Genomic DNA, 19,863 nt, shown 5'->3' on the forward strand with positions numbered 1-19,863 from the left:
TTTCCATGGCGTCCTCGAAGCAGACCACTGCCCTCAACCTCGCGTCGGCCGCAACCGCCGGTGTGATCACCCTGGTCCGGCCGGCCCGCTTCCCGAAATGGGCACGGCGCGGCCTGCGCTGGGCAAATTCCGTCGGCACCGCGGGCACGCTCTTCTTCGTCGTCCGCGGCGACGACCTGCCCGACGACCACCCGCTGCACAAGGCGGTCAGCGCCAGCGATGTGCTCGCGGCCGCCACCGGCGGCCTGATGCTGGTCACTTCCGGGCTCGGGATGAAGGCCGACGACAAGATCGAGGCGTTCCTCGTCCGGCACGGGGTCAAGGCTCCGCGCGTGGTGATGGCCGTGGGAGTCGTCGCGCTGATGTTCACCGTGAAGACGATCCAGGACCGGTCGCGGTCGACCGAGCAGGAGCCGCCGGCGACCGAGCGGCAGCAGGCCACGCCGAAGCCGTCGGTCGCGGCCAAGCCGGCCAACTCGACTCTGCCGGCCTCGGCCGAGCAGGAGGCGCACCCCGAGAACACCCCGTGAGCGCGTTCCACCTCGGCGATGTCCAGGACGCCGCCTGCACGCTGGACGGCGTCGCACACCGCACCCCGGTCGTGACGTCGTCCCGGCTGGATGACGAGCTCGGGATCGAGCTGCACCTGAAGTGCGAAAACCTCCAGCGGATGGGGGCTTTCAAGTTCCGCGGCGCCTACAACGCGCTCAGCCGACTCGACGACGACGCACGCGCAGCCGGCGTCGTGGCGTTCTCCTCCGGCAATCACGCGCAGGCGGTCGCGCTCGCAGCGCGCCTGCTCGACATCCCCGCGACCATCGTGATGCCGACGGATGCGCCGGCGATCAAACTCACTGCCACCAAGGGGTATGGCGCCACGGTCGTCCCTTACGACCGCCGCACCGAGGACCGTGCCGCGATCGCACGGGACTTGGCCGAGCGCGAGGGCCGCACCGTCATACCGCCGTTCGACCACCCGCACATCGCTGCCGGACAAGGCACGGCCGCGCTCGAGCTGTTGGAGGAAGCGCCCGACCTCGACGTGGTGATCGCGCCGCTCGGCGGCGGTGGGCTGCTCAGCGGCACGGCGGTCGCCACGCGCGGGATGCGCCAGGACACAAGGATTTTCGGCGCTGAACCGGCTGCCGGGGATGACGGCAAACAGTCCTTCGACTCCGGTGAGATCGTCACCATCCCTGTGCCGGACACGCTCGCCGACGGCGCGCAGACGACGGCGCTCGGCGAGCTGACCTTCCCGATCATCCGTGAGCTCGTCGAGGACATCGTGCGCGTGACGGACGACGAACTCGTCGCTGCCATGCGGTCTCTCGCGCACACCTGCAAGTTGGTCGTCGAGCCGACCGGCGCCCTCGCGCTCGCGGCGGCGAAGACTCTCGCCCCGTCGATGTCCGGCGCGAAGGTCGGCGTCATCCTGTCCGGCGGCAACGTCGACCTCGACCGCTACGCCGGCCTCATCGCACGTGGTGCCACGCGAGCACGGTGACCGCGGCCAGGAAGATCAGCGACCCGACGAACGCGAAGGGTTTGCCGGCACGCGCGATCGCCTCGGCGATCGGTGGCCGGGCGCCCATCTCGACCATCCGCTGCTGCGGCGAGCGACGCAGCTTGCCGAGCCGAAAACGGACCGGAGCCAGCTGCGTCGCGAACGGCACGTAGACCGAGATCACCAACAACGCGAGGGGAACTCGCACCCAGAACGCCCGATGCGTCTGCTCGGCCCACAGCGCCACCACCAGGACGACGACCGCCACCAGCGCCGCCACAGTCTGCGTGCTCACGGTGAACGCCCGCGCCTTCGCGGTGCTGTCCCGCGCCCGATCGATCAGCCAGTGCAACTGCGACTGCTGCATCCGGCGGCGCACCCACCACGCCCAGGCGATGCCGGCGACCAGCAGGGGCACCATGATCCAGATCCGCACGGAGGGAAGGGTAAGCCACCGCAGAAAATTTGTACCCAGCCGACGACCGTCGGCACTTCGGGACACGCATCGCCGCGGAACCTGTCCCGAGATCACGACCGTCGGCACTTCGGGACAGCAAACCACGCCCAACCCGTCCCGACAGACCGACCGTCGGTACTTCGGGACACGCCGGCCCGCGCATCCGGCAAGCTGGTCGTATGCCGGACGAGGAACCCATCGAACCGATCGACGCGCTGCGCCGGATCGCCTTCCTGCTGGAGCGATCGCGCGCAGGGACCTACCGCGTCAAGGCATTCCGCCAGGCCGCCGACACGGTGATCGGCACACCCCGCGAGGAGCTGGAGCAACGGGTCGGCGACGGCACGCTGCACGACCTGCCGGGCATCGGGAAGTCGACCGAGGCGGTCATCCGCGAGGCGCTGGCGGGTGAGCGCCCGGCATACCTGACCAGCCTGGAGGCGAAGAATCACGAGCGACTCGTCGAGGGCGGCGAACGCTATCGCGATGCACTGCGCGGCGACTGCCACAGCCATTCGGACTGGAGTGACGGAGGCTCGCCGGTCCCCGAAATGGTCGCCACCGCAATGGAACTCGGCCATGAATACCAGGTGCTCACCGACCACTCCCCCTCGCTGCGGGTCGCGAACGGGCTCAGCGCCGAACGGCTCACCAGGCAACTGAAACTGATCGACCGCATCAACGAGCGCACCGGCGACTTCACGTTGCTCAAGGGCATCGAGGTCGACATCCTCGACGACGGTTCGCTGGACCAGACCGACGCGATGCTGGCGAAACTCGATGTCCGGGTCGCGTCCGTGCACTCGAAGCTGAAGATGGCCAAGGCGCCGATGACCCGCCGGATGATCGGCGCGGTGCGCAACCCGCGCACCAACATCCTCGGCCACTGCACCGGCCGGATGGTCGACGGCGAGCGCCGCGGCAAGGCACTGCGCCGGGAGCAGTCCGCCTTCGATGCCGAGGCGGTCTTCACCGAATGCGCCGAGCACGACGTCGCCGTGGAGATCAACTCGCGGCCCGAACGCCAGGACCCGCCGGACGAGCTGATCGCACTGGCCCTCAACGCCGGATGCCTCTTCTCCATCGACAGCGACGCGCACGCTCCGGGGCAGCTGGACTTCGTGGAGTACGGCTGCGAGCGCGCGCAACGGCTCGGGGTGCCTCTCGATCGCATCGTCAACACGTGGCCGAAGGACCGCCTCCTCGACTGGGCGGCGAAGTCCTGACCACCCCGTTTTGGTGGATCGGGCGACGCTCCCTTATAGTTTTCAAGTCCTCGACACCAGCCGAGGTGGCTAACGCTTGAGGACTGGTCGTCGAAGATGAAGTCCCCATCGTCTAGCGGCCTAGGACCCCGCCCTTTCACGGCGGTAGCACGGGTTCGAATCCCGTTGGGGATACGCATCGCTCATGCGATGATGCAGGTTGCACGAAAGTAAGAAGGCCGCAAGGCCCCGTAGCGCAGTTGGTTAGCGCGCCGCCCTGTCACGGCGGAGGTCGCGGGTTCGAGTCCCGTCGGGGTCGCCATCCCTTTCCGAAGGGACGTTAGACCAGCACAAGGCCAGATAGCTCAGTTGGTAGAGCGAGCGACTGAAAATCGCTAGGTCGGCGGTTCGACCCCGTCTCTGGCCACCGAGCACAACGTACGAAGAGAGCCGCACCCGACCCGGGTGCGGCTCTTCTCGTGGCCTCATACGCAGGTGCGGCACACCTCGGTCGTCCACAGGTACCACGAGTTCACCCCGAGCAGCCCCACCGACAACACCGCCAGCGCCGCTCCGAAGATCAACTGCGCAAGGCTGCTGCCCGGCTTCCGCCAGAACCACACGACCAGTGCACCGGCCACCGCCGTCACCATGACGATCAACATGATCATCAGCAGCAAGGTCGCCAGGCCGAGCCCGGAACCGCGCCGGTTGTAGGCGACCCAACCGCCGACGTTCACGGCCAGGCTGATCGCCACCACTGCGGCTAGTACGACGCGGCCCGGGGCATGCCGACTCCGCGCGGCCGTCTGCTGATCCGTTGCGTTCGTCATCACACCAACCCGGCCTTCGTCGCGACCACGGCCAGTCGCACGCGTCCCTCGACACCGAGCTTGCGCTGCGCGGACGACAGGTGCGACTTGACGGTCGCCTCCCCGACATACAGCTGGGCTCCGATGGCCTGGTTGCTCAGCCCCTCGACGACCAGCCGCACGACGTCGCGCTCGCGGTCGGTCAGCCCCGCGATCGCCGCACGCGCGAGGCTGCGCTCGGCAGCGTCGTCGCCGACCTGCTCGAAGACGCGGCGGGCGCTGCGCGGCGACAGCGCACCGTCACCTGCGTGCACGTTGCGGATCGCCGCGATGATCTCGGGCGCGGCGGAGGTCTTCAGCAGGAAGCCCGCCGCGCCGGCACCGATGGCACGCATCACGATGTCGTCGGCATCGAAGGTGGTCAGCACCAGCACGCGCGGTGGCTTCGGCAGCGCGACCAGCGCCCTGGTGGCTGCGATGCCGTCCACCCGTGGCATCCGCACGTCGAGCAGCACCACGTCCGGGAAGTGCCGCTGCACCGCCGCCACGGCTTCGTCGCCGTCGTTCGCGGTCCCGACGACCTCGATGTCGTCGGTGCTGGACAGGATCAGCTCCAGCCCCGAGCACACCAACGGATCGTCGTCGACGAGCAGCACCCGGATCGGCTGCACTGCCCCGGCTCCACTCACCTGCGCGTCACTCACCTGCGGATCCCTTCCACTGCCACGGCAACCGCACCAGCGTGCGGAAGGCGCCATCATCATCCACCCACACCCACGACTCGCCGCCGGACTGCTGCACCCGCTCGTGCAGGCCGGTCAGGCCGTTGCCGGGGCGGATCGTGCGATCGTCCGGATGCGGTGACCGGTTGGCGGTGCTGATCTGCACGCCCTTGTCCGGGCCGCCGTCGATCTGCAGGCGCACCGGGACACCCGGCGCATGCTTGCGGGCGTTGGTGAGCAGCTCCTGGGTGATGCGGTAGGCGCTGCGGCTGACCTGCTCGTGCAGCTCTGCTCCCCGGTCGAGGAAGACCGCTGACGCCACGGGACTGCCCGCCGCGAGTGACTCGTCGATCAGCTGCGGGAGGTCGACGAGCGTGGGCAGCGCGGTGCTGATGTCGGGGTCACCCGGCTGCCGCAGCACCGCCAGCAGCGACCGCAGGTCGGCCATCGACTCCTGGGCGCCCTCGCGGACCAGCGCCGCGCTCTTGGCGAGCTTGGGGTCGTCGGCGGCCATCTCGAGACCGGACGCGTGCAAGGACAGCAGCGACAGCCGGTGCCCGAGCGCGTCATGCACCTCCCGAGCGATGCGCTCGCGCTCGGCCTGCCGGGCGACCTCCTCGCCCAGGGCGTGCAGCTTGGTCTCGCTGCGGACCTCCTTGACCTCGCTGACCCGCAACGCGCGCCGGCTGCGCACCAGCATCGCCAGACCGATGGTCACCGCGAGGAAACCCACGGTCTCCAGCACGACCAGCCACCACGGGAAGGTCGCGCCGTCATCCATCGAGAAGAGGCCGCGCGCCCACGACGAGACCTGGGTGCCGGTGCCGTCGCGCCATACGCTCGCCAACTCGGCGGCGGTCGCGGCGGCGACGCTCACCCACAGCCACGGACCGGAAGCGGCCAGCAGCACGGCATACAGCGCGAAGAGCGGCGTGATCGCGTCGAGCGGCAGGGCGATCGTGGCCACACTGATCCCCAGTGAGATCCAGACCGGCCAACGGTGCCGCCAGATGAGCACGACGGCCGCCGCGAGCGCGACGAGCGCTGCAGGGACAAAGCGGTCGGACAGCTGTGCCGCGTCCGCGACCGACTGCTCGGTGATGCCCTCGTGGCGGTATTGCGCGTAGGACACCGTCAGCACCTGGGTGCCCACGCACAGCGCGACGATCAGACCGGACACGACACCGCGTCGTAGGCGTGGCGATCGCCACCACTGAGCCTCGGATCCGGTCTGCATGACCGAACTGTATGGCGCCCCACCGACGCCGCGTCTCCACCACCCGGCTCACCCGGCCTCCACCGATCGGTGGAGGTATGACGAGCCGGTCGCCGGAAGCCCCGGCAGCCCCTCCGACGGTCCACTGGGTGCATCACCGAACGACCACAACGGAGGAGCAACCATGAACCAGCAGCAGGGGCCCCAGGGCGGCCCGAACGACCAGCAGAACCCCATGCAGTGGAGCGGCCGGCCGCCGTATGCCGGTGGCAACCTCCCGCCGGCGCCTCCCGCACCGGCGCCGAAGAAGCGCAATTGGTTCGCCCGTCACAAGGTCCTCACCGGACTGCTGGGCGTCTTCGCGGTGATCGTCATCGGCAGCGCGGCGACGGCCGGCGCGGGCGGGTCGGACCCGCAGTCCAGCGCTGCGCCCACAGCCGGCGAGACCGCTGCGGACACGGCGGCGGGCTCAGGTCAACCCGCCGCGACGAAGGCCGCGGCGAAGAAGACGGCGGAGAAGAAGAACGCCGCGCCGGGCATCGGAACCCCGGTCAAGTCCGGCGACCTGCAGTTCACCGTCACCAAGGTGGTGCGTGACCGGACAACGGTCGGGCAGCAGTATCTGACCGAGAAGGCGCAGGGCCGCTACACCCTCGTCTACGTCACCGTCCGCAACGTCGGCAACGACTCCGAGCTTCTGCTCGACTCCGAGCAGAAGATCAAGGATGCCGACAACAAGACCTACTCACCGGACACCACGGCGGAGCTCTCGATGAAGAACAACGACGTCTTCCTCGAGGAGATCAACCCCGGCAACGCCGTCGACGGCGTGCTCGTCTACGACATGCCGGTCGGTGTGAAAGCCACCGCGATCGACTTCAACGGCAGCGACCTCTTCGACGACGCGACGACGGTGCAACTGCACTGACCGCGACCTGGCGGCGGGGACGCACGGGCTCGATCGTCATAATCGAGCGCATGCGTCCCCGCCTCGGTCTCGTGCTCGCCCTGCCTCTGCTCATCGCGCTCTGGCTCGCGGGTGCCGGTCCCGCAGCCGCCCACGACCAACTCGTCGGCTCGCACCCGGACGCCGGCACCGACCTGCACACGGCGCCCGCGTCGCTGCGGCTGACGTTCAGCGACAGCGTGAGCGACACCGGCATCGCCATCCGGGTGACCGACGCGGCAGGCACCCAGCTGCAGTCCGGGAAGCCGCAGATCGCCGAGGACGTGGTCACCCAGCGGCTGAAATCCACCAAGGTGCCCGGCACGGTCCGGGTCGTATGGCGGGTCACCTCCGCCGACGGGCACCCGGTGAGCGGCAACTTCAAATACTCGATCAACGCGGCTGCAGCGAAGAAGTCGGACACGTCATCCGGGCCGGCGTCCGACGCCACCTCGACGGCGACCGGTCTGCAGCGCGGCAGCGGTGCGACTTCGCCCGAGACGAGCTACCAGACGACCGTGCCGAATTTCCAGCGGCCGACCGACCGGACCAACAACGAGCCGCTGCTGATCATCGGCGCCGTCGTGCTCGCACTGCTGGTCGTGGGCGGGTTTGCGGCGCTGATTCGCCTGCGTGGACGCGACGACAACGCCGATCTGTGAGGTGAGGCACCGGTCGATGCTTGGAATGTCTGACGGCTGAGGTACCGTTTACCTCACGACATAGACCGAGGATCCCGGGGTCCGAGGGCGGGTCCGTGCACGCACGGCGTCCCGTCTGGTCGCACCCCGGCAACACACATGAGGGGGTCTCGCCATGGGGCGCGGCCGGGCTAAGGCAAAACAGACCAAGGTGGCCCGGGAGTTGAAGTACTTCTCTCCCGACACAGATCTGGATGCACTCGAGCGTGAACTCAGCTCGAAGTCTTCTCACAAGAGCGCAGAGGAAGCCGACATGTCGCGTGATGACGACGACTACGGCGACTACGCAGATTGGGCATCGCACCGCGATTGACCCCGCCCCGAGCTGACGGGGCCTCTCACAACGCAACTCACCGCATCCACGGGCTTGCCGCCCGTGGATCCGTCGTTCCCCGACGGCCACGCTGCCCAACAGGGCAACGTGCGGATCACTGCGCGTGGGCGCCGATCAACTGTGCACCACCGGACTCGGCGCCCTTGGCACCGGTCACGATCGGTGCTGCGTCGGTGTCGACGGCGTCGGTGCGCTCGACTGTGCCCATCACCCAGCTGGGCAGATCGCACGCGGTGAGCATCGCCAGCGCGTCGTCGACCGCGTCCTGCGGCAGGACGGCAGCGAAGCCGACGCCCTGGTTGAGCGTGCGCTCGATGTCTGCTGCGGGCACGTTGCCGAGCTGACCGATCACCGAGAAGACCGCCGGCGGCGTCCAGCTGCTCCGGTTGACGACCGCGGTGAGGCCGGTCGGCAGCACCCGCGCGAGATTTGCCGCGAGGCCGCCACCGGTCACGTGCGACAGTGCGTGCACCGGCAGCGCCTCGATCAAACGCAACAGGTCGGCGGCATACACGCGGGTCGGGGTCAGCAACTCCTCCCCGAGTGTGCGGCCGAACTCCGGCACGTCCCGGTCCAGTGACCAGCCCGCTTCGGCGATGACGCGTCGCACGAGCGAGAAGCCGTTGGAGTGCAGGCCGCTGGACGGTATGCCGACCACCACGTCACCGGCCTGCACGAGGTCCGGGGTGAGCAGCTTGGAGCGCTCGGCGGCGCCGGTGGCGGCACCGGCTACGTCATACTCGCTCGGCTCCAGCAGCCCGGGATGCTCTGCGGTCTCGCCGCCGACCAGGGCGACGCCCGCCTGCTCACACGCGGCGGCGATGCCCTGCACGATCGCCGCGATCCGCTCGGGCACGACCTTGCCGGTCGCGATGTAGTCGGTCATGAACAGCGGCTCCGCGCCGCAGACCACGATGTCGTCGACGACCATGCCGACCAGGTCGAAGCCGATGGTGTTGTGCACGTCCATCGCCTGGGCGATCGCGACCTTGGTGCCGACCCCATCCGTCGAGGTCGCGAGCACCGGATGCGTGAAGCGGGCGATCGCCGAGGCGTCGAAAAGTCCTGCGAATCCACCGAGTCCGCCGATCACCTCGGGCCGGGTCGCGCGTCGCACGGACGCCTTCATCAGCTCGACGGCCTTGTCACCCGCCTCGACGTCGACACCGGCTGCGGCATACGTGATCTGCGGGGTTTCAGACATCGGAGTCCTTCGGGGGTATGACGGCGGGTCAGGGCTGCAGCAGGGAGTTCTGGGCGCCGCCGGACACTCCGAGGGACACGCCTTCGGCGTCACTGCGGCGGTCCTCGTCGGCGAGCTCGACATCGGTGTCGTGGCCGGTGCGCACGTCGATCGGCAGCGTCTCCAGGACGTGCTTGCCGATGCGGCCGTCCTCGGGCAGCTCGATCGGGTATTCGCCGGTGAAGCACGCGCTGCACAGCTCGCTCTTGGGCTGCTTGGTGGCGGCGATCATGCCGTCCTCGGAGATGTAGCCCAGCGAGTCGGCACCGATCGAGGCGCAGATCTCGTCGACGCCGAGGCCGGTCGCGATCAGCTCAGCGCGGGTGGCGAAGTCGATGCCGTAGAAGCACGGCCACTTGATCGGCGGCGAGGAGATGCGCACGTGGATCTCGGCGGCGCCGGCCTCCCGGAGCATCCGGATCTGGGCGCGCTGGGTGTTGCCGCGGACGATCGAGTCGTCGACGACCAGCAGTCGCTTGCCCTTGACGGCGTGCTGCAGCGGGTTGAGCTTCAGCCGGATGCCGAGTTGCCGCAGCGTCTGGCTGGGCTGGATGAACGTGCGGCCGACATAGGCGTTCTTCACGAAGCCCTGGCCGAACGGTATGCCGGACTCCTGCGCATAACCGGTCGCGGCAGGCACCCCCGACTCGGGAACACCGATGACCAGGTCGGCGTCGATCGGGTGCTCGCGGGCCAGCACCCGGCCCATCTCGACCCGTGCCTCGTGCACGACACGGTCGCGCATCACGGCGTCCGGTCGCGCGAGGTAGACGTATTCGAAGACACAGCCCTTGGGCTTGGGCTCGGCGAACTTGTGGCTGCGCAAACCGTATTCGTCGATCGCGATGAGCTCACCGGGCTCGACCTCGCGGACCACGCTGGCGCCGATGGTCTGCAGCGCCGCGGTCTCGGACGCCACGACCCAACCCCGCTCGAGCCGGCCGAGGGCGAGCGGCCGCACGCCATACGGGTCGCGGGCGGCATACAACGTGTGCTCGTCCATGAAGACGAAGCAGAAGGCGCCGCGCAGCTTGGGCAGCACCTCCAGCGCGGTGTCCTCCAGCGGCTTGTCGGGGTTCTCGGACAGCAACGCCGTGACGACGGCGGTGTCGGAGGTGTTGCCGCGGGCCAGCTCACCGCGCGCAGCGCGGCCGTCGAGTTGCTCGTCGACCATGTCGCGCAGCTCGGCGGAGTTGATCAGGTTGCCGTTGTGCGCGAGCGCGACCGTGCCCCGGTCACTGCCGCCGAGGGTGGGCTGGGCGTTCTCCCAGGTGCTGCCGCCTGTTGTGGAGTAACGCGTGTGCCCGATGGCGAGATGCCCGCGCAGCGAGGTCAGGCTGGCCTCGTCGAAGACCTGCGACACCAGCCCCATGTCCTTGTAGACCAGGATGCTGTGACCGTCGCTCGTCGCGATGCCCGCCGACTCCTGCCCGCGGTGTTGCAGGGCATAGAGCCCGAAATAGGTGAGTTTGGCGACCTCTTCACCGGGAGCCCAGACTCCGAAGACCCCGCATTCGTCCTGCGGCCCCTTCTCGTCAGCCAAGAGATCGTGCGTCAGCCGTCCATCTCCACGCGCCACGGCTCCAGTGTGTCACAGCGGGATGGTTGGGCCGGTCGAGGTCCACTCCTCAGCGCCGATTGACCACGCGTTCCAGCACGAGCGCGACGATGGCGCCGGCGAGGGCGCCGAAGGCAGCGAGGATCCCGCCGATCAGCACCATGCCGGTGCGATCCGAGTAGCCCTGGGTGTCCGGCCCGGTCGAGGCGATGATCAAGCCGACGATGAAGCCGACGACCGCTCCGGTGACGATGAAGCGCACGAAGTTGGGGGTGCGGCGTCGCACCAACCGCGGCTCCTGCTGCGGGCCGTCCGGGCCATCCTGCTGGGTCACCCGGAGAACGGTAGTCGTTGCCCTGCGGGAGGTATGCCGCACCCTCCGACCGGACCCGGACAAGCTGGGGTCGCTGTTGTTACCAACGGGTAGGACAGGTCGGCAGCCGGTCTTGGTAATCGTTAGGGTGAGGCGCTAGTTCTCCCGTCAGCATTCCGTCCAAGGCAGAGGTGTTCCGCATGGTGTGGCTGGTCCTGGCCCTGATCGCCGTCCTGATCGCAGTCGTGTTGTGGCTGCTGCTGCGCGACCCGAAGCATGGCCGCTCGGTGGGCATCGACGGCGTCAGCAGTGACCACAAGGTCAGCACCGCGGACACCGCAGACACGGAAGCGCTGCAGGACAGCGCCGAGGCTCCCGCCGAGGAGAAGTCGTCCGGCGCGAAGACCGCCGCGGTTGCCGGCGGCGCTGCAGCTGCCGGTGGCGTCGCTGCGGCAGCCGCCACTGCAGGCTCGGACGACAAGGCGTCCAAAGCGTCGCCTGCCGACGGCAAATCCGCCGATGAACCGGCCGCACCCGCTGAGCCGGCCTCCGACGCCGACGACTGGGACGCCGCTCCCCCGGCCCTGGATGACGGTGCCGCCGCCGCGGGGTCGAACACCGGATCCAGGACTGAGCCGAAGACGGCACCCGCTGACGACGATTGGGATGCTCCGCCGCCCGCACTCGATGAGCAGCAGCCCGCCGCGGACGACGACTGGGACGCCCCGCCTCCGGCACTCGACGACAGCCCGAGCGCTGCAGCGTCGTCCACCCCGGCAACCACTGACACCTCGTCCGGCGACGACTGGGAGGCTCCGCCACCGGCACTCGACGACACCCCGAGCGCTGCAGCGGCGTCCACCCCGGCAACCACTGACACCTCGTCCGGCGACGACTGGGATGCTCCGCCACCGGCACTCGACGACACCCCGAGCACCGCAGCGTCCTCCACCCCGGCAAGCACCGACACCTCCTCCGGCGACGACTGGGACGCCCCACCACCTCCGCTCGACGACACCCCGAGCGCTGCAGCGTCGTCCACCCCGGCAACCACTGACACCTCGTCCGGCGACGACTGGGAGGCTCCGCCACCGGCACTCGACGACACCCCGAGCACGGCAGCGTCGTCCACCCCGGCAACCACTGACACCTCGTCCGGCGACGACTGGGACGCCCCGCCACCCCCGCTCGACGACACTCCGAACACTGCTGACCCTGCGGAGGCGAGCAGTGACACCGCACCCGCCGACACCGCATCCGGCGGAGATGACTGGGACACGCCACCGCCCGCGCTCGACGACGCCGCAACGCCGGCCGCGGAGACCAAGCCGGCCGAAGCGGATGCCGACGCACCGGCACAGCCCGCACCGCCTGCTGCCAAGTCCTCCGGCGGAGATGACTGGGACACGCCACCGCTCCCGCTGGTTGAGTTCGGCGGAGCCCCGGAGCAGTCGAGCCCTGAACCGAGCTCTGAGCAGTCGAGCCCGGCAGCGCCCACCGACGACGCAACGGACGGTCCGTTCGGTCCCGGATCGGCCGCGCCGGCGGACGACGGGTCGGGTCCGCAGGGATGGATCAAGGGCAACGCCGACACGATGATCTTCCACTCCACCGAGTCGCCGTCATACGACTCCGAGGAGGCCGAGGTCTACTTCCGCGACGAGCAGGCAGCCTCCGCTGCGGGCTTCCGGCACTGGGACCCGTCCAAGCGTTAGGAATTTTCCCGACAAATAGGCAGCACGTAAACCACCCAGCGCGGGGCTGGTGGTGACAGGGTCGGCATACCCCCTGAATGAGGAGTTGCGATGTCCCTGGATCCCACGCCGAACACCCCCGCTCGACGCAGTGTCCTGCTCGGCGTCGCGGGCCCCCCCCNCTGGTGGTGACAGGGTCGGCATACCCCCTGAATGAGGAGTTGCGATGTCCCTGGATCCCACGCCGAACACCCCCGCTCGACGCAGTGTCCTGCTCGGCGTCGCTGCCGCCCCACTGGTGGCGGCAGCGACGACCTGCAGCGCAGCCGCCAAGCCCGGCCACGCGCACAATTACGTTGTGCCCCAACCACACCCGGGCCAATTCCGCACCGACCCGACGATGCCGAAGCACGAGCTCCGCTCGATGTGGCTGTCGGTCGTGGCGAATATCGACTGGCCGTCGAAGCCGGGGCTCACGGCCGACCAACAGAAGTCGGAGTTGATCGCGTGGCTGGACCTCGCGCAGCAACAACGGCACAACGTCGTCGTGCTCCAGGTCCGGCCGACCGCTGACGCACTGTGGCCGTCCCGCTACGAACCCTGGTCCGCCTGGCTGACCGGCGAGCAGGGCAAGGCCCCCGGTTACGACCCACTGGGCTTCGCCGTCGAGGAGGCGCACAAGCGAAACCTGGAGTTGCACGCCTGGTTCAACCCGTTCCGTGCTGCAATGACGGAGGACCCGAGCACACTGATCCCGTCCCACCCGGCTCGCCGACACCCCGATTGGGTGCTCCCGTATGGCGGCAAGCTCTACTACAACCCAGGCTTGCCCGAGGTTCGTCGCTTCGTCGTCAACGCGATCATGGACGCCGTTCGTCGATACGACATCGACGCTGTCCACTTCGACGACTACTTCTACCCATACCCGGTCGAGGGCAAGATCTTCCACGACGAGGACCAGTACGCCAAGTACGGACGCGGCAGGTCGCTGGACGACTGGCGGCGCTCCAACATCGACGATCTGATGGTCACCCTGGGGCGTCGCATCAAGCGCGCAAAACCGTTGTGCCAGTTCGGTGTATCGCCGTTCGCCGTATGGCGTAACAAGGCGACCGACCCAACCGGCTCCGACACGACAGCCGGCGCCGAGACCTACGACGACCTGTATGCCGACACTCGCGGCTGGGTGAAGAAGGGCTGGATCGACTACATCTGCCCGCAGATCTACTGGTCGATCGGCTTTGCACCTGCCGACTACGCAAAACTCGTCCCGTGGTGGTCCGACGTCGTGCGGGGCACTCCGGTGCACCTCTACATCGGCCAGGCGACCTACAAGGTCAACACCAACGGTGCTGTCGACCCGCATTGGCTGAACCCCGAGGAGCTCTCGTCGCATCTGGAGTTCAACGCGAAATACCCACAGGTGCAAGGGAACATCTACTTCTCTGCAGTCCCGGTGCGCGCCGATGAGCTCGGCGCCACCACTCTGCTGAACGAGACCTGGTATTCCCGTCCCGCGTTGCTGCCGACCAGCCCATGGCTCAAGCGCCGACCGCCGTCGCGCGTCTCGGACCTGCGTCGTCACGGGGACGAGTTGCGGTGGCGCACGGGTTCACGCGACACCTCGCACTTCGCGATCTACCGGATTCCGGTGGAGGGCAAGCACTCTCACGCCAAGAGCCGCGACCTCGCCGATGCGCGTCATTTAGCGGCCGTGATCCCCGCCGACCCGCGCCACAACACGTGGACCGATCGCTCGGGAAGCAGCCACAACCAGGTGTATGTCGTCAGCGCCGTCGACGGCGCAGGCAACGAGAGCGCCGGGGTCGCCGTCAACTGAGCTTCGGAAGCACCTGCGCGGCAACGGTTTCCAGCACGTCGACCGTTGCCGCGTAGGGCTTGTCGGGGCGCGGCCAGTGGGTGATGAGGTCGGTGAAGCCGGCCTCTCGTGCACGACCGACCGCATCCTCGAATCGGTCCACGCTCTCGTAGACAGACCCACGTGCTCCGTCGGCGTTGAGGTGTCGCTCGAAGGGCTCACCGGCTCGGCCGGCGGCCTCGAGCTCGGCCGTCATACGATTGCTCGCCTCGCGCAGCCCGCGCCACCAATCCTCTTCATTGCCAGTGGGTTTCCCGTAGGTCACCCAACCCTGGCCGACCTCTGCGGCCAGTCGCATCGCCTTGGGCGCGTTGGCCGCGATGAGGAAGGGCACGCGCGGTTGCTGGATGCAGCCGGGCTTGTTGCGGGAGTCGTGCGCGGTGAAGTACTTCCCGTCATACGTGACGTGATCCTCGGTGAGCACTTGGTCGAGCAGCCGGGTGAATTCGAAGAATCGGCCGGTGCGTTCGGCCACCGTGAGCGACTCGCCGAGCAGACCGGAGTCGAGGTCTCCGCCGCGGCCGATGCCGCACAAGAATCTGCCACCGGAGATGTCGTCGAGCGCGAGCACGTCCCGCGCAAAGGTGACCGGGTGCCGGAAGTTCGGCGACGTGACGAACGTGCCGAGCCGGATCGTCGAGGTCACCATCGCGGCGGCGGTCAGCGTGGGAGTGGTGCCGAACCACGGGGAGTCGGGCAACCCTCCCCAGACCAGGTGGTCGTAGGTCCAGGCGTGATCGAAGCCGAACTCCTCGGCCGCACGCCACTTCGGCTCCATGTCGGCCCACCGGGCCTCCGGCAGCATCGTGATGCCAACGCGCATGCGGCCAGCCTATGCGGGGCGCCGGATCAGCGGCAGGTATGGCGACAGGTCCGAACGCGATCCGGAGGCGGACACCGTCGCGGCCTCCTCGGCTTCCTCCCAGGTGGTGTCGCCCACCACGAGCTTGAGCCACGAATCAGCACTCAACTCAACGACATTGGGCGGTGTGCCGCGTCGGTGCGTCAGCCCTTCGATCACCTGGACCGCTCCGAACGGCGGCACCCGCACTTCGACACTCCGACCGGGTGCTTGCAGCTCCAGCTCCTGCAAGCTGAAACGCACCGCGGTCGCGAGCACTTTGCGACCGACTGTGGGGTCGGCACACCATGCCAGGACTGCCGCACGCCCTTCCGCGGCGTCGATCTTCCGTGCTGCCATCGACCAGCTCCTTCTCGAGCTGTCATCCTCCCGCATGCAGCTGGCGGGCGATCACCCCTGCGGTCTCCAGTTGCCCGTGCGCGATCTGCAGCTCGTCGGCCGGGAAGAAGCTGATGCTGTCGATTCCGGCGTCGGCCATGGCGCCGACATACGCCATGGCATCGTCGACGTCGCCGATGGCACCGATGCGCGTCCACCACTGATCGGGCGCCCTGTCCGCCCAGTCGTCCGGGTGCCGCGTGGTGAGCTCACGCAGCTCGTCGTAGAACGACAGCGACGTCACACCGAGATGCCCGAAGCCGACCATCTCGGCCAGGAAGGGCGCGACCACACGGCGGGCTTCACGGCGATCATCAGAGACGCACAGGGTGGCGAAACAGCGGTAGGAGAAGACGCTGGTGTCACGTCCGCAGAGAGACTTCGTCAGCTCGAAGTAGTCGATGGCGCACGGTCCGTCGAGCAGCACTCCGTCGGCCGAACGCCCGGCCATGGCGAGCGACTTCGGCCCCCGCACCCCTGCCAGAACCTGCGGGATCGGTGGCGGCGGGTGCTCCAGGGCCACTTCGCGCGCTGTCACGTATTCGCCTGACACATCAAGAGTTTCGCCCGCCAGCAACCGACGCACGCTGGTCAGCACTTCCTCCAGAGCTGTCACCGGCGACGCCGGTCGAACCCCCATCTGCTGCATCCAGGGCTGCACGCCGTGGCCGATGCCGCCGATCACCCTGCCCGGCGCGAGGCTGGCCAGCGTGGCGATCTCCATCGCGGTCACTGCAGCGGTCCGCGCCACGGCAGGGAGGATGCCGAGCCCGACGCGCAACCGCTCCGTGCTGGTCAGCGCGACCGCTGCCAATGGGGGCGCGGTGGTGAAGAAGCAGTCCTCGATGAGCCAGAGCTCCTGCAGGCCGGCAGCCTCCGCTCGGCGGGCGTAGTCGGCCACTTCCGACGCCGGGAAGCTGCGGTCGAAACAGATGCCGATGGCGGGTGCGTCAGTCATGAACTCGAGCGTATGGCGAGCCACTGACACCGACCAGGTTGTCCACATCCCCGCCGATCATGCCGCCGAGCGAGGGGGGATGTGGATAACACTCGTCGCCGAAAACTATTGCTATGCCTAATGATTCGTGACATACTCGAACTTATGTACGAGCACGGATCGAACGACGACGGCGGCACCACGGTGCTCGACGCCGCCGCGGTCCGGGCATTCCACGACCGCCTCGACGACCCCCTCCCCGCCACCACCGTGAGCGACGATAGCGGCGCGGGCACCGAGGACCTGTGGGCCCAAGCACGAGCCCTGTCCGAGCTACAAAACGCCATCAGTGCCCGCCTCGCACACGTCGTGGTCGCCGCCCACGAGCAACAACAAGACACCGACGACGCACGCGGGATCGCCCGCAAAGCCACCAGGCGCCTGGTCGGGTCCCAGGTCGGGTTCGCCCGCCGGTGCACCCCACATCGCGGCAGCCAGTTCGTGAACCTGGCCCACGCCCTGACCGAAGACATGCCACACACCTTGACCGCACTGGCCGCAGGAGTCATCTCCGAACACGACGCACACCAGGTCGTGCAGGAGACTTCCGGCCTGACCCACGCCGAACGCGCCCAGGTCGACCACGGCATCCGGGACGACCTCGGCACCGTCACCGGCCGCCGGCTGACACACCTCGCCAAAGAACAGGCATGCCAGGTCGCACCCGAAACCATCGCCGACCGCCGCAAACACGCCGAGAAGGACCGGCGGGTCAGCCTGCGACCCGCGCCCGACAACATGTGCCGACTGTCCGCGTTCCTCCCCGTCAAAGACGGCCTCGCCTGCATGGCAGCGTTGAACGCCGCCGCGGACACCGCCAGAGCCGATGCGGCAGCGCAAGGCCACCCGGCACCGGCGCGCGACCACGTCCTGGCCGACACCCTCACCGAACGCATCACCGGACGCGCCCGCCACCAGGACGCATTCGGTGTCACCGTCAACCTGATCATGCCGACCGACACCCTGCTCGGCGACGCCCCCGCGCACGTGCCCGGCTACGGCCCCGTCCCCGCCGACCTCGTCCGCGAATGGTGCACCACCGGCGACCCCACCGGCCCACAGATCCGCAGACTGTTCACCCACCCCGGCACCGGCGACATCATCGGCATGGACACCCGCGCCCGTCACTACCCCGGACTCCTGGCCAGACTCATCCTCTTCCGCGACCAGACCTGCCGCACCCCCTGGTGCTCGGCACCGGTCCGACACACCGACCACATCACCCGCCACACCGACGGCGGCGAAACATCAGAACGCAACGGCCAAGGCCTCTGCGAGTGGTGCAACTACGTCAAAGAACACCCCGACTACACCGTCACCGGACACGCCGGCCACACCACCACCCAAACCGCCGGACTCACCGCCACCAGCCGACCACCCGCACCACCAGGCCAACCACCACCCACCCACTCACACCCCGAACGCACCCTCATGACCATCCTCTTCAACCACGACCTACGAGAACGCGACCGCGAGGACGAGGGTGACGTCTGACGGCACAGATCTGCGCCAGCCTCACTCCGACGGTCCGGCGCGCCCAGCGCTGTGCAGCGTTTCTGCGCGCAAGCCAGTATTCGCGCCCAGGACTTCGACGCCCAGCAGTCGACCATCCGAGTCGAAGTCGAGGTTGACCGACCGGCCAATGGAGGACACCTCAGCGACATGAGTCAGCGCGACCTCGCCCGCGCCGATGCTTTCGACAAGAGCGATGTATGCCGCATTGACGTCGCTGTCATACGTAATCCGCATACGACACATCATTCACTGGTTCAGCACGCCGGGCGCACGCCACGCCCGGGCGATTCGACGCCGCATCGATGCGATTGGAACCCCATACGTTGACCGTCATGAGCTATGGATGGCGCGACTTCGGCACAGGGCACCTCGATGAACTGTGCGACGAATGCGGATTCGACAGTCGACGAGCCAACGTGGACGTCGACATTCCGGCGAGCATTGCAATGCTGCGAAGCCTCGTCGACGACCCCCGCGCCACCGAACGCCCCACTCCGGAAACCTGGTCGACTGATGAGTACACCGCCCATTGCCTAGAACTACTCGGAGAGTCGATTTCCGTGATCGACACCGGGAAACCCGAACCGAGGTGTGCGATTGCTGATCTCGCAGATGGTTTGGTGAAGGCGAGGTCGCTGCTCGACAGCGTCGCCGGCACCGACCTGCACCGACCCATCGACGTCGGAGGCGACTTCCCAGCCACACCGGCTTGGATGCTCCACCACTTGCTGCACGACCTTGAGCACCACGCCCTCGACATTCGACGCGGCTACGCGAAGCTCGAGCTGCAACGACTCAACGGGCGCACGGTCGAACGCGACGCTCGAAGCTCCCGGTGAGACGCTCAGAGACGTGAAGCACGGATACACCAACCGGACCGACCATCGGGGCGACGCTGTCCGGAAGGTGTATGCCGGGCCCGATGCCGAACGGCGGCAAGCCGCCGAACACCGTGCTCTGAGCGCACTTCGCGGTCAGCTGCCCGTGCCACCGGTCCACCGAGTTGGTGCGGGCTGGTTGGAGACGACATACATCGACGGTGCGCACGGGCAAGATCTGATCGCCGCCGGCAGTGCTCGAACTGTGCTTTCGGAGTCCGGTCGAATACTTCGCCGGCTGCACTCGCTCGACCCGCGACTGGTCGATCCGACGGCTACGCCCGGTCAGGTGATCCAGCATGGAGACTTCGGACCGAACAACCTGCTGTTCGATGCCGACTCGGGCAGTGCCACGGCGGTTCTCGATTGGGAGTTCAGCGGGATCGGCGACCCCGTCACGGACATCGCCTGGTGCGAGTGGATCGTCCGGATGCATCATCCTGACGTGGTGAACGAGTTGCCCGTCTTCTTCGACGCCTACGGCTCGACGCCACCCTGGACCCTGCGCAAGGACACCATGATCCGCCGATGCCGATGGCTGACGGACTTCACGCACCGTTGGGACCCTCACGGCGACGCGGTGGCCGCGTGGCGTGAACGAACCCGCACCGTTGAGGGTTGGCACGAACTGGGCGACATACCCTGACGC

General features: G+C 68.2%; 22 protein-coding genes and 3 tRNA genes. 14 read left to right on the forward strand and 11 right to left on the reverse strand.

Translation table 11 applies throughout. From position 1 onward, the window contains the following. The first annotated feature begins 5 nt into the window (after positions 1–5). On the forward strand, positions 6–530 hold the full coding sequence (locus tag ACSZL9_RS08615; RefSeq protein WP_446665040.1) for a hypothetical protein: 525 nt from the start codon (positions 6–8) through the stop codon (positions 528–530). After that, positions 527–1,504, forward strand: coding sequence for a threo-3-hydroxy-L-aspartate ammonia-lyase (locus ACSZL9_RS08620; protein WP_446665041.1), 978 nt, complete (start codon positions 527–529; stop codon positions 1,502–1,504). Before ACSZL9_RS08615 ends, ACSZL9_RS08620 begins: the two co-directional genes overlap by 4 nt. Here the strand turns inward: ACSZL9_RS08620 and ACSZL9_RS08625 are convergent. Further along, complete coding sequence (locus ACSZL9_RS08625) at positions 1,473–1,940, reverse strand: hypothetical protein (RefSeq protein WP_446665042.1); 468 nt, start codon at positions 1,938–1,940, stop codon at positions 1,473–1,475. The two genes, ACSZL9_RS08620 and ACSZL9_RS08625, sit on opposite strands and share 32 nt — an antisense overlap. Before the next feature lie 200 nt (positions 1,941–2,140). On the opposite strand from ACSZL9_RS08625, the gene ACSZL9_RS08630 reads away from it, so the two are divergent. From ACSZL9_RS08630 to ACSZL9_RS08645, 4 genes are all read left to right on the forward strand, one after another. Next, positions 2,141–3,187 carry a PHP domain-containing protein gene (locus ACSZL9_RS08630; protein WP_446665043.1) on the forward strand — a complete coding sequence of 349 codons (1,047 nt, stop codon included), beginning with the start codon at positions 2,141–2,143 and terminating at the stop codon, positions 3,185–3,187. A gap of 101 nt (positions 3,188–3,288) precedes the next feature. Continuing rightward, positions 3,289–3,361, forward strand: a tRNA-Glu gene (locus ACSZL9_RS08635). 50 nt (positions 3,362–3,411) lie between these two features. Continuing rightward, a tRNA-Asp gene (locus tag ACSZL9_RS08640) sits at positions 3,412–3,488 on the forward strand. Between the two features lie 32 nt (positions 3,489–3,520). Then, positions 3,521–3,593, forward strand: a tRNA-Phe gene (locus tag ACSZL9_RS08645). Positions 3,594–3,651: 58 nt separating this feature from the next. On the opposite strand, the gene ACSZL9_RS08650 is transcribed toward ACSZL9_RS08645, so the two are convergent. From ACSZL9_RS08650 to ACSZL9_RS08660, 3 genes are read right to left on the reverse strand one after another with little or no spacing between them, the layout of a single operon-like run. Beyond that, positions 3,652–3,999, reverse strand: coding sequence for a hypothetical protein (locus ACSZL9_RS08650; RefSeq protein ID WP_446665044.1), 348 nt, complete (start codon positions 3,997–3,999; stop codon positions 3,652–3,654). Beyond that, positions 3,999–4,682, reverse strand: coding sequence for a response regulator (locus ACSZL9_RS08655; protein ID WP_446665045.1), 684 nt, complete (start codon positions 4,680–4,682; stop codon positions 3,999–4,001). The genes ACSZL9_RS08650 and ACSZL9_RS08655 overlap by 1 nt, the downstream gene beginning before the upstream one ends. Beyond that, the gene (locus ACSZL9_RS08660; protein WP_446665046.1) at positions 4,675–5,937 is read right to left on the reverse strand and encodes a sensor histidine kinase; all 1,263 of its coding nucleotides are present in this window, start codon (positions 5,935–5,937) and stop codon (positions 4,675–4,677) included. The genes ACSZL9_RS08655 and ACSZL9_RS08660 overlap by 8 nt, the downstream gene beginning before the upstream one ends. Positions 5,938–6,100: 163 nt before the next feature. Here ACSZL9_RS08660 and ACSZL9_RS08665 point away from each other — a divergent pair, with 163 nt between their 5' ends. From ACSZL9_RS08665 to ACSZL9_RS08675, 3 genes are all read left to right on the forward strand, one after another. Then, positions 6,101–6,844 (forward strand): DUF4352 domain-containing protein, encoded by a 744-nt coding sequence (locus tag ACSZL9_RS08665; RefSeq protein ID WP_446665047.1) that lies wholly within the window; start codon positions 6,101–6,103, stop codon positions 6,842–6,844. A gap of 50 nt (positions 6,845–6,894) precedes the next feature. Further along, entirely contained in the window at positions 6,895–7,524 is a 630-nt protein-coding gene (locus ACSZL9_RS08670; protein ID WP_446665048.1) for a copper resistance CopC family protein, read from the forward strand. 154 nt (positions 7,525–7,678) lie between these two features. Then, entirely contained in the window at positions 7,679–7,876 is a 198-nt protein-coding gene (locus tag ACSZL9_RS08675; protein WP_446665049.1) for a DUF3073 domain-containing protein, read from the forward strand. A 115-nt stretch (positions 7,877–7,991) separates the two neighbouring features. On the opposite strand, the gene purM is transcribed toward ACSZL9_RS08675, so the two are convergent. From purM to ACSZL9_RS08690, 3 genes are read right to left on the reverse strand one after another with little or no spacing between them, the layout of a single operon-like run. Further along, positions 7,992–9,101, reverse strand: a complete 1,110-nt coding sequence (gene purM / locus ACSZL9_RS08680; RefSeq protein ID WP_446665050.1) for a phosphoribosylformylglycinamidine cyclo-ligase — start codon at positions 9,099–9,101, stop codon at positions 7,992–7,994. 28 nt (positions 9,102–9,129) lie between these two features. Continuing rightward, positions 9,130–10,719 (reverse strand): amidophosphoribosyltransferase, encoded by a 1,590-nt coding sequence (gene purF / locus ACSZL9_RS08685; protein ID WP_446665051.1) that lies wholly within the window; start codon positions 10,717–10,719, stop codon positions 9,130–9,132. A gap of 49 nt (positions 10,720–10,768) precedes the next feature. Continuing rightward, entirely contained in the window at positions 10,769–11,032 is a 264-nt protein-coding gene (locus ACSZL9_RS08690) for a hypothetical protein (RefSeq protein ID WP_446665052.1), read from the reverse strand. Positions 11,033–11,211: 179 nt separating this feature from the next. Here ACSZL9_RS08690 and ACSZL9_RS08695 point away from each other — a divergent pair, with 179 nt between their 5' ends. Both ACSZL9_RS08695 and ACSZL9_RS08700 read left to right on the forward strand, forming a co-directional pair. Next, positions 11,212–12,726 carry a sunset domain-containing protein gene (locus ACSZL9_RS08695; RefSeq protein WP_446665053.1) on the forward strand — a complete coding sequence of 505 codons (1,515 nt, stop codon included), beginning with the start codon at positions 11,212–11,214 and terminating at the stop codon, positions 12,724–12,726. Between the two features lie 205 nt (positions 12,727–12,931). Further along, complete coding sequence (locus ACSZL9_RS08700; protein WP_446665054.1) at positions 12,932–14,545, forward strand: glycoside hydrolase family 10 protein; 1,614 nt, start codon at positions 12,932–12,934, stop codon at positions 14,543–14,545. On the opposite strand, the gene ACSZL9_RS08705 is transcribed toward ACSZL9_RS08700, so the two are convergent. The 3 genes from ACSZL9_RS08705 to ACSZL9_RS08715 are packed head-to-tail and all read right to left on the reverse strand — an operon-like array spanning position 14,538 to position 16,782. After that, entirely contained in the window at positions 14,538–15,407 is an 870-nt protein-coding gene (locus ACSZL9_RS08705; protein WP_446665055.1) for an LLM class flavin-dependent oxidoreductase, read from the reverse strand. The two genes, ACSZL9_RS08700 and ACSZL9_RS08705, sit on opposite strands and share 8 nt — an antisense overlap. A gap of 9 nt (positions 15,408–15,416) precedes the next feature. Beyond that, entirely contained in the window at positions 15,417–15,785 is a 369-nt protein-coding gene (locus ACSZL9_RS08710; RefSeq protein WP_446665056.1) for a sterol carrier family protein, read from the reverse strand. Between the two features lie 22 nt (positions 15,786–15,807). Further along, complete coding sequence (locus ACSZL9_RS08715; RefSeq protein ID WP_446665057.1) at positions 15,808–16,782, reverse strand: LLM class flavin-dependent oxidoreductase; 975 nt, start codon at positions 16,780–16,782, stop codon at positions 15,808–15,810. A gap of 144 nt (positions 16,783–16,926) precedes the next feature. Here ACSZL9_RS08715 and ACSZL9_RS08720 point away from each other — a divergent pair, with 144 nt between their 5' ends. Continuing rightward, entirely contained in the window at positions 16,927–18,315 is a 1,389-nt protein-coding gene (locus ACSZL9_RS08720; RefSeq protein WP_446665058.1) for a DUF222 domain-containing protein, read from the forward strand. A 21-nt stretch (positions 18,316–18,336) separates the two neighbouring features. Here the strand turns inward: ACSZL9_RS08720 and ACSZL9_RS08725 are convergent, their stop codons facing one another. Further along, entirely contained in the window at positions 18,337–18,570 is a 234-nt protein-coding gene (locus ACSZL9_RS08725) for a DUF2283 domain-containing protein (protein WP_446665059.1), read from the reverse strand. Between the two features lie 98 nt (positions 18,571–18,668). On the opposite strand from ACSZL9_RS08725, the gene ACSZL9_RS08730 reads away from it, so the two are divergent. Continuing rightward, positions 18,669–19,175 (forward strand): hypothetical protein, encoded by a 507-nt coding sequence (locus ACSZL9_RS08730; protein WP_446665060.1) that lies wholly within the window; start codon positions 18,669–18,671, stop codon positions 19,173–19,175. A gap of 13 nt (positions 19,176–19,188) precedes the next feature. After that, complete coding sequence (locus ACSZL9_RS08735; protein ID WP_446665061.1) at positions 19,189–19,860, forward strand: phosphotransferase family protein; 672 nt, start codon at positions 19,189–19,191, stop codon at positions 19,858–19,860. Positions 19,861–19,863: the final 3 nt, after the last annotated feature.

This window comes from Flexivirga sp. B27, assembly GCF_052905685.1.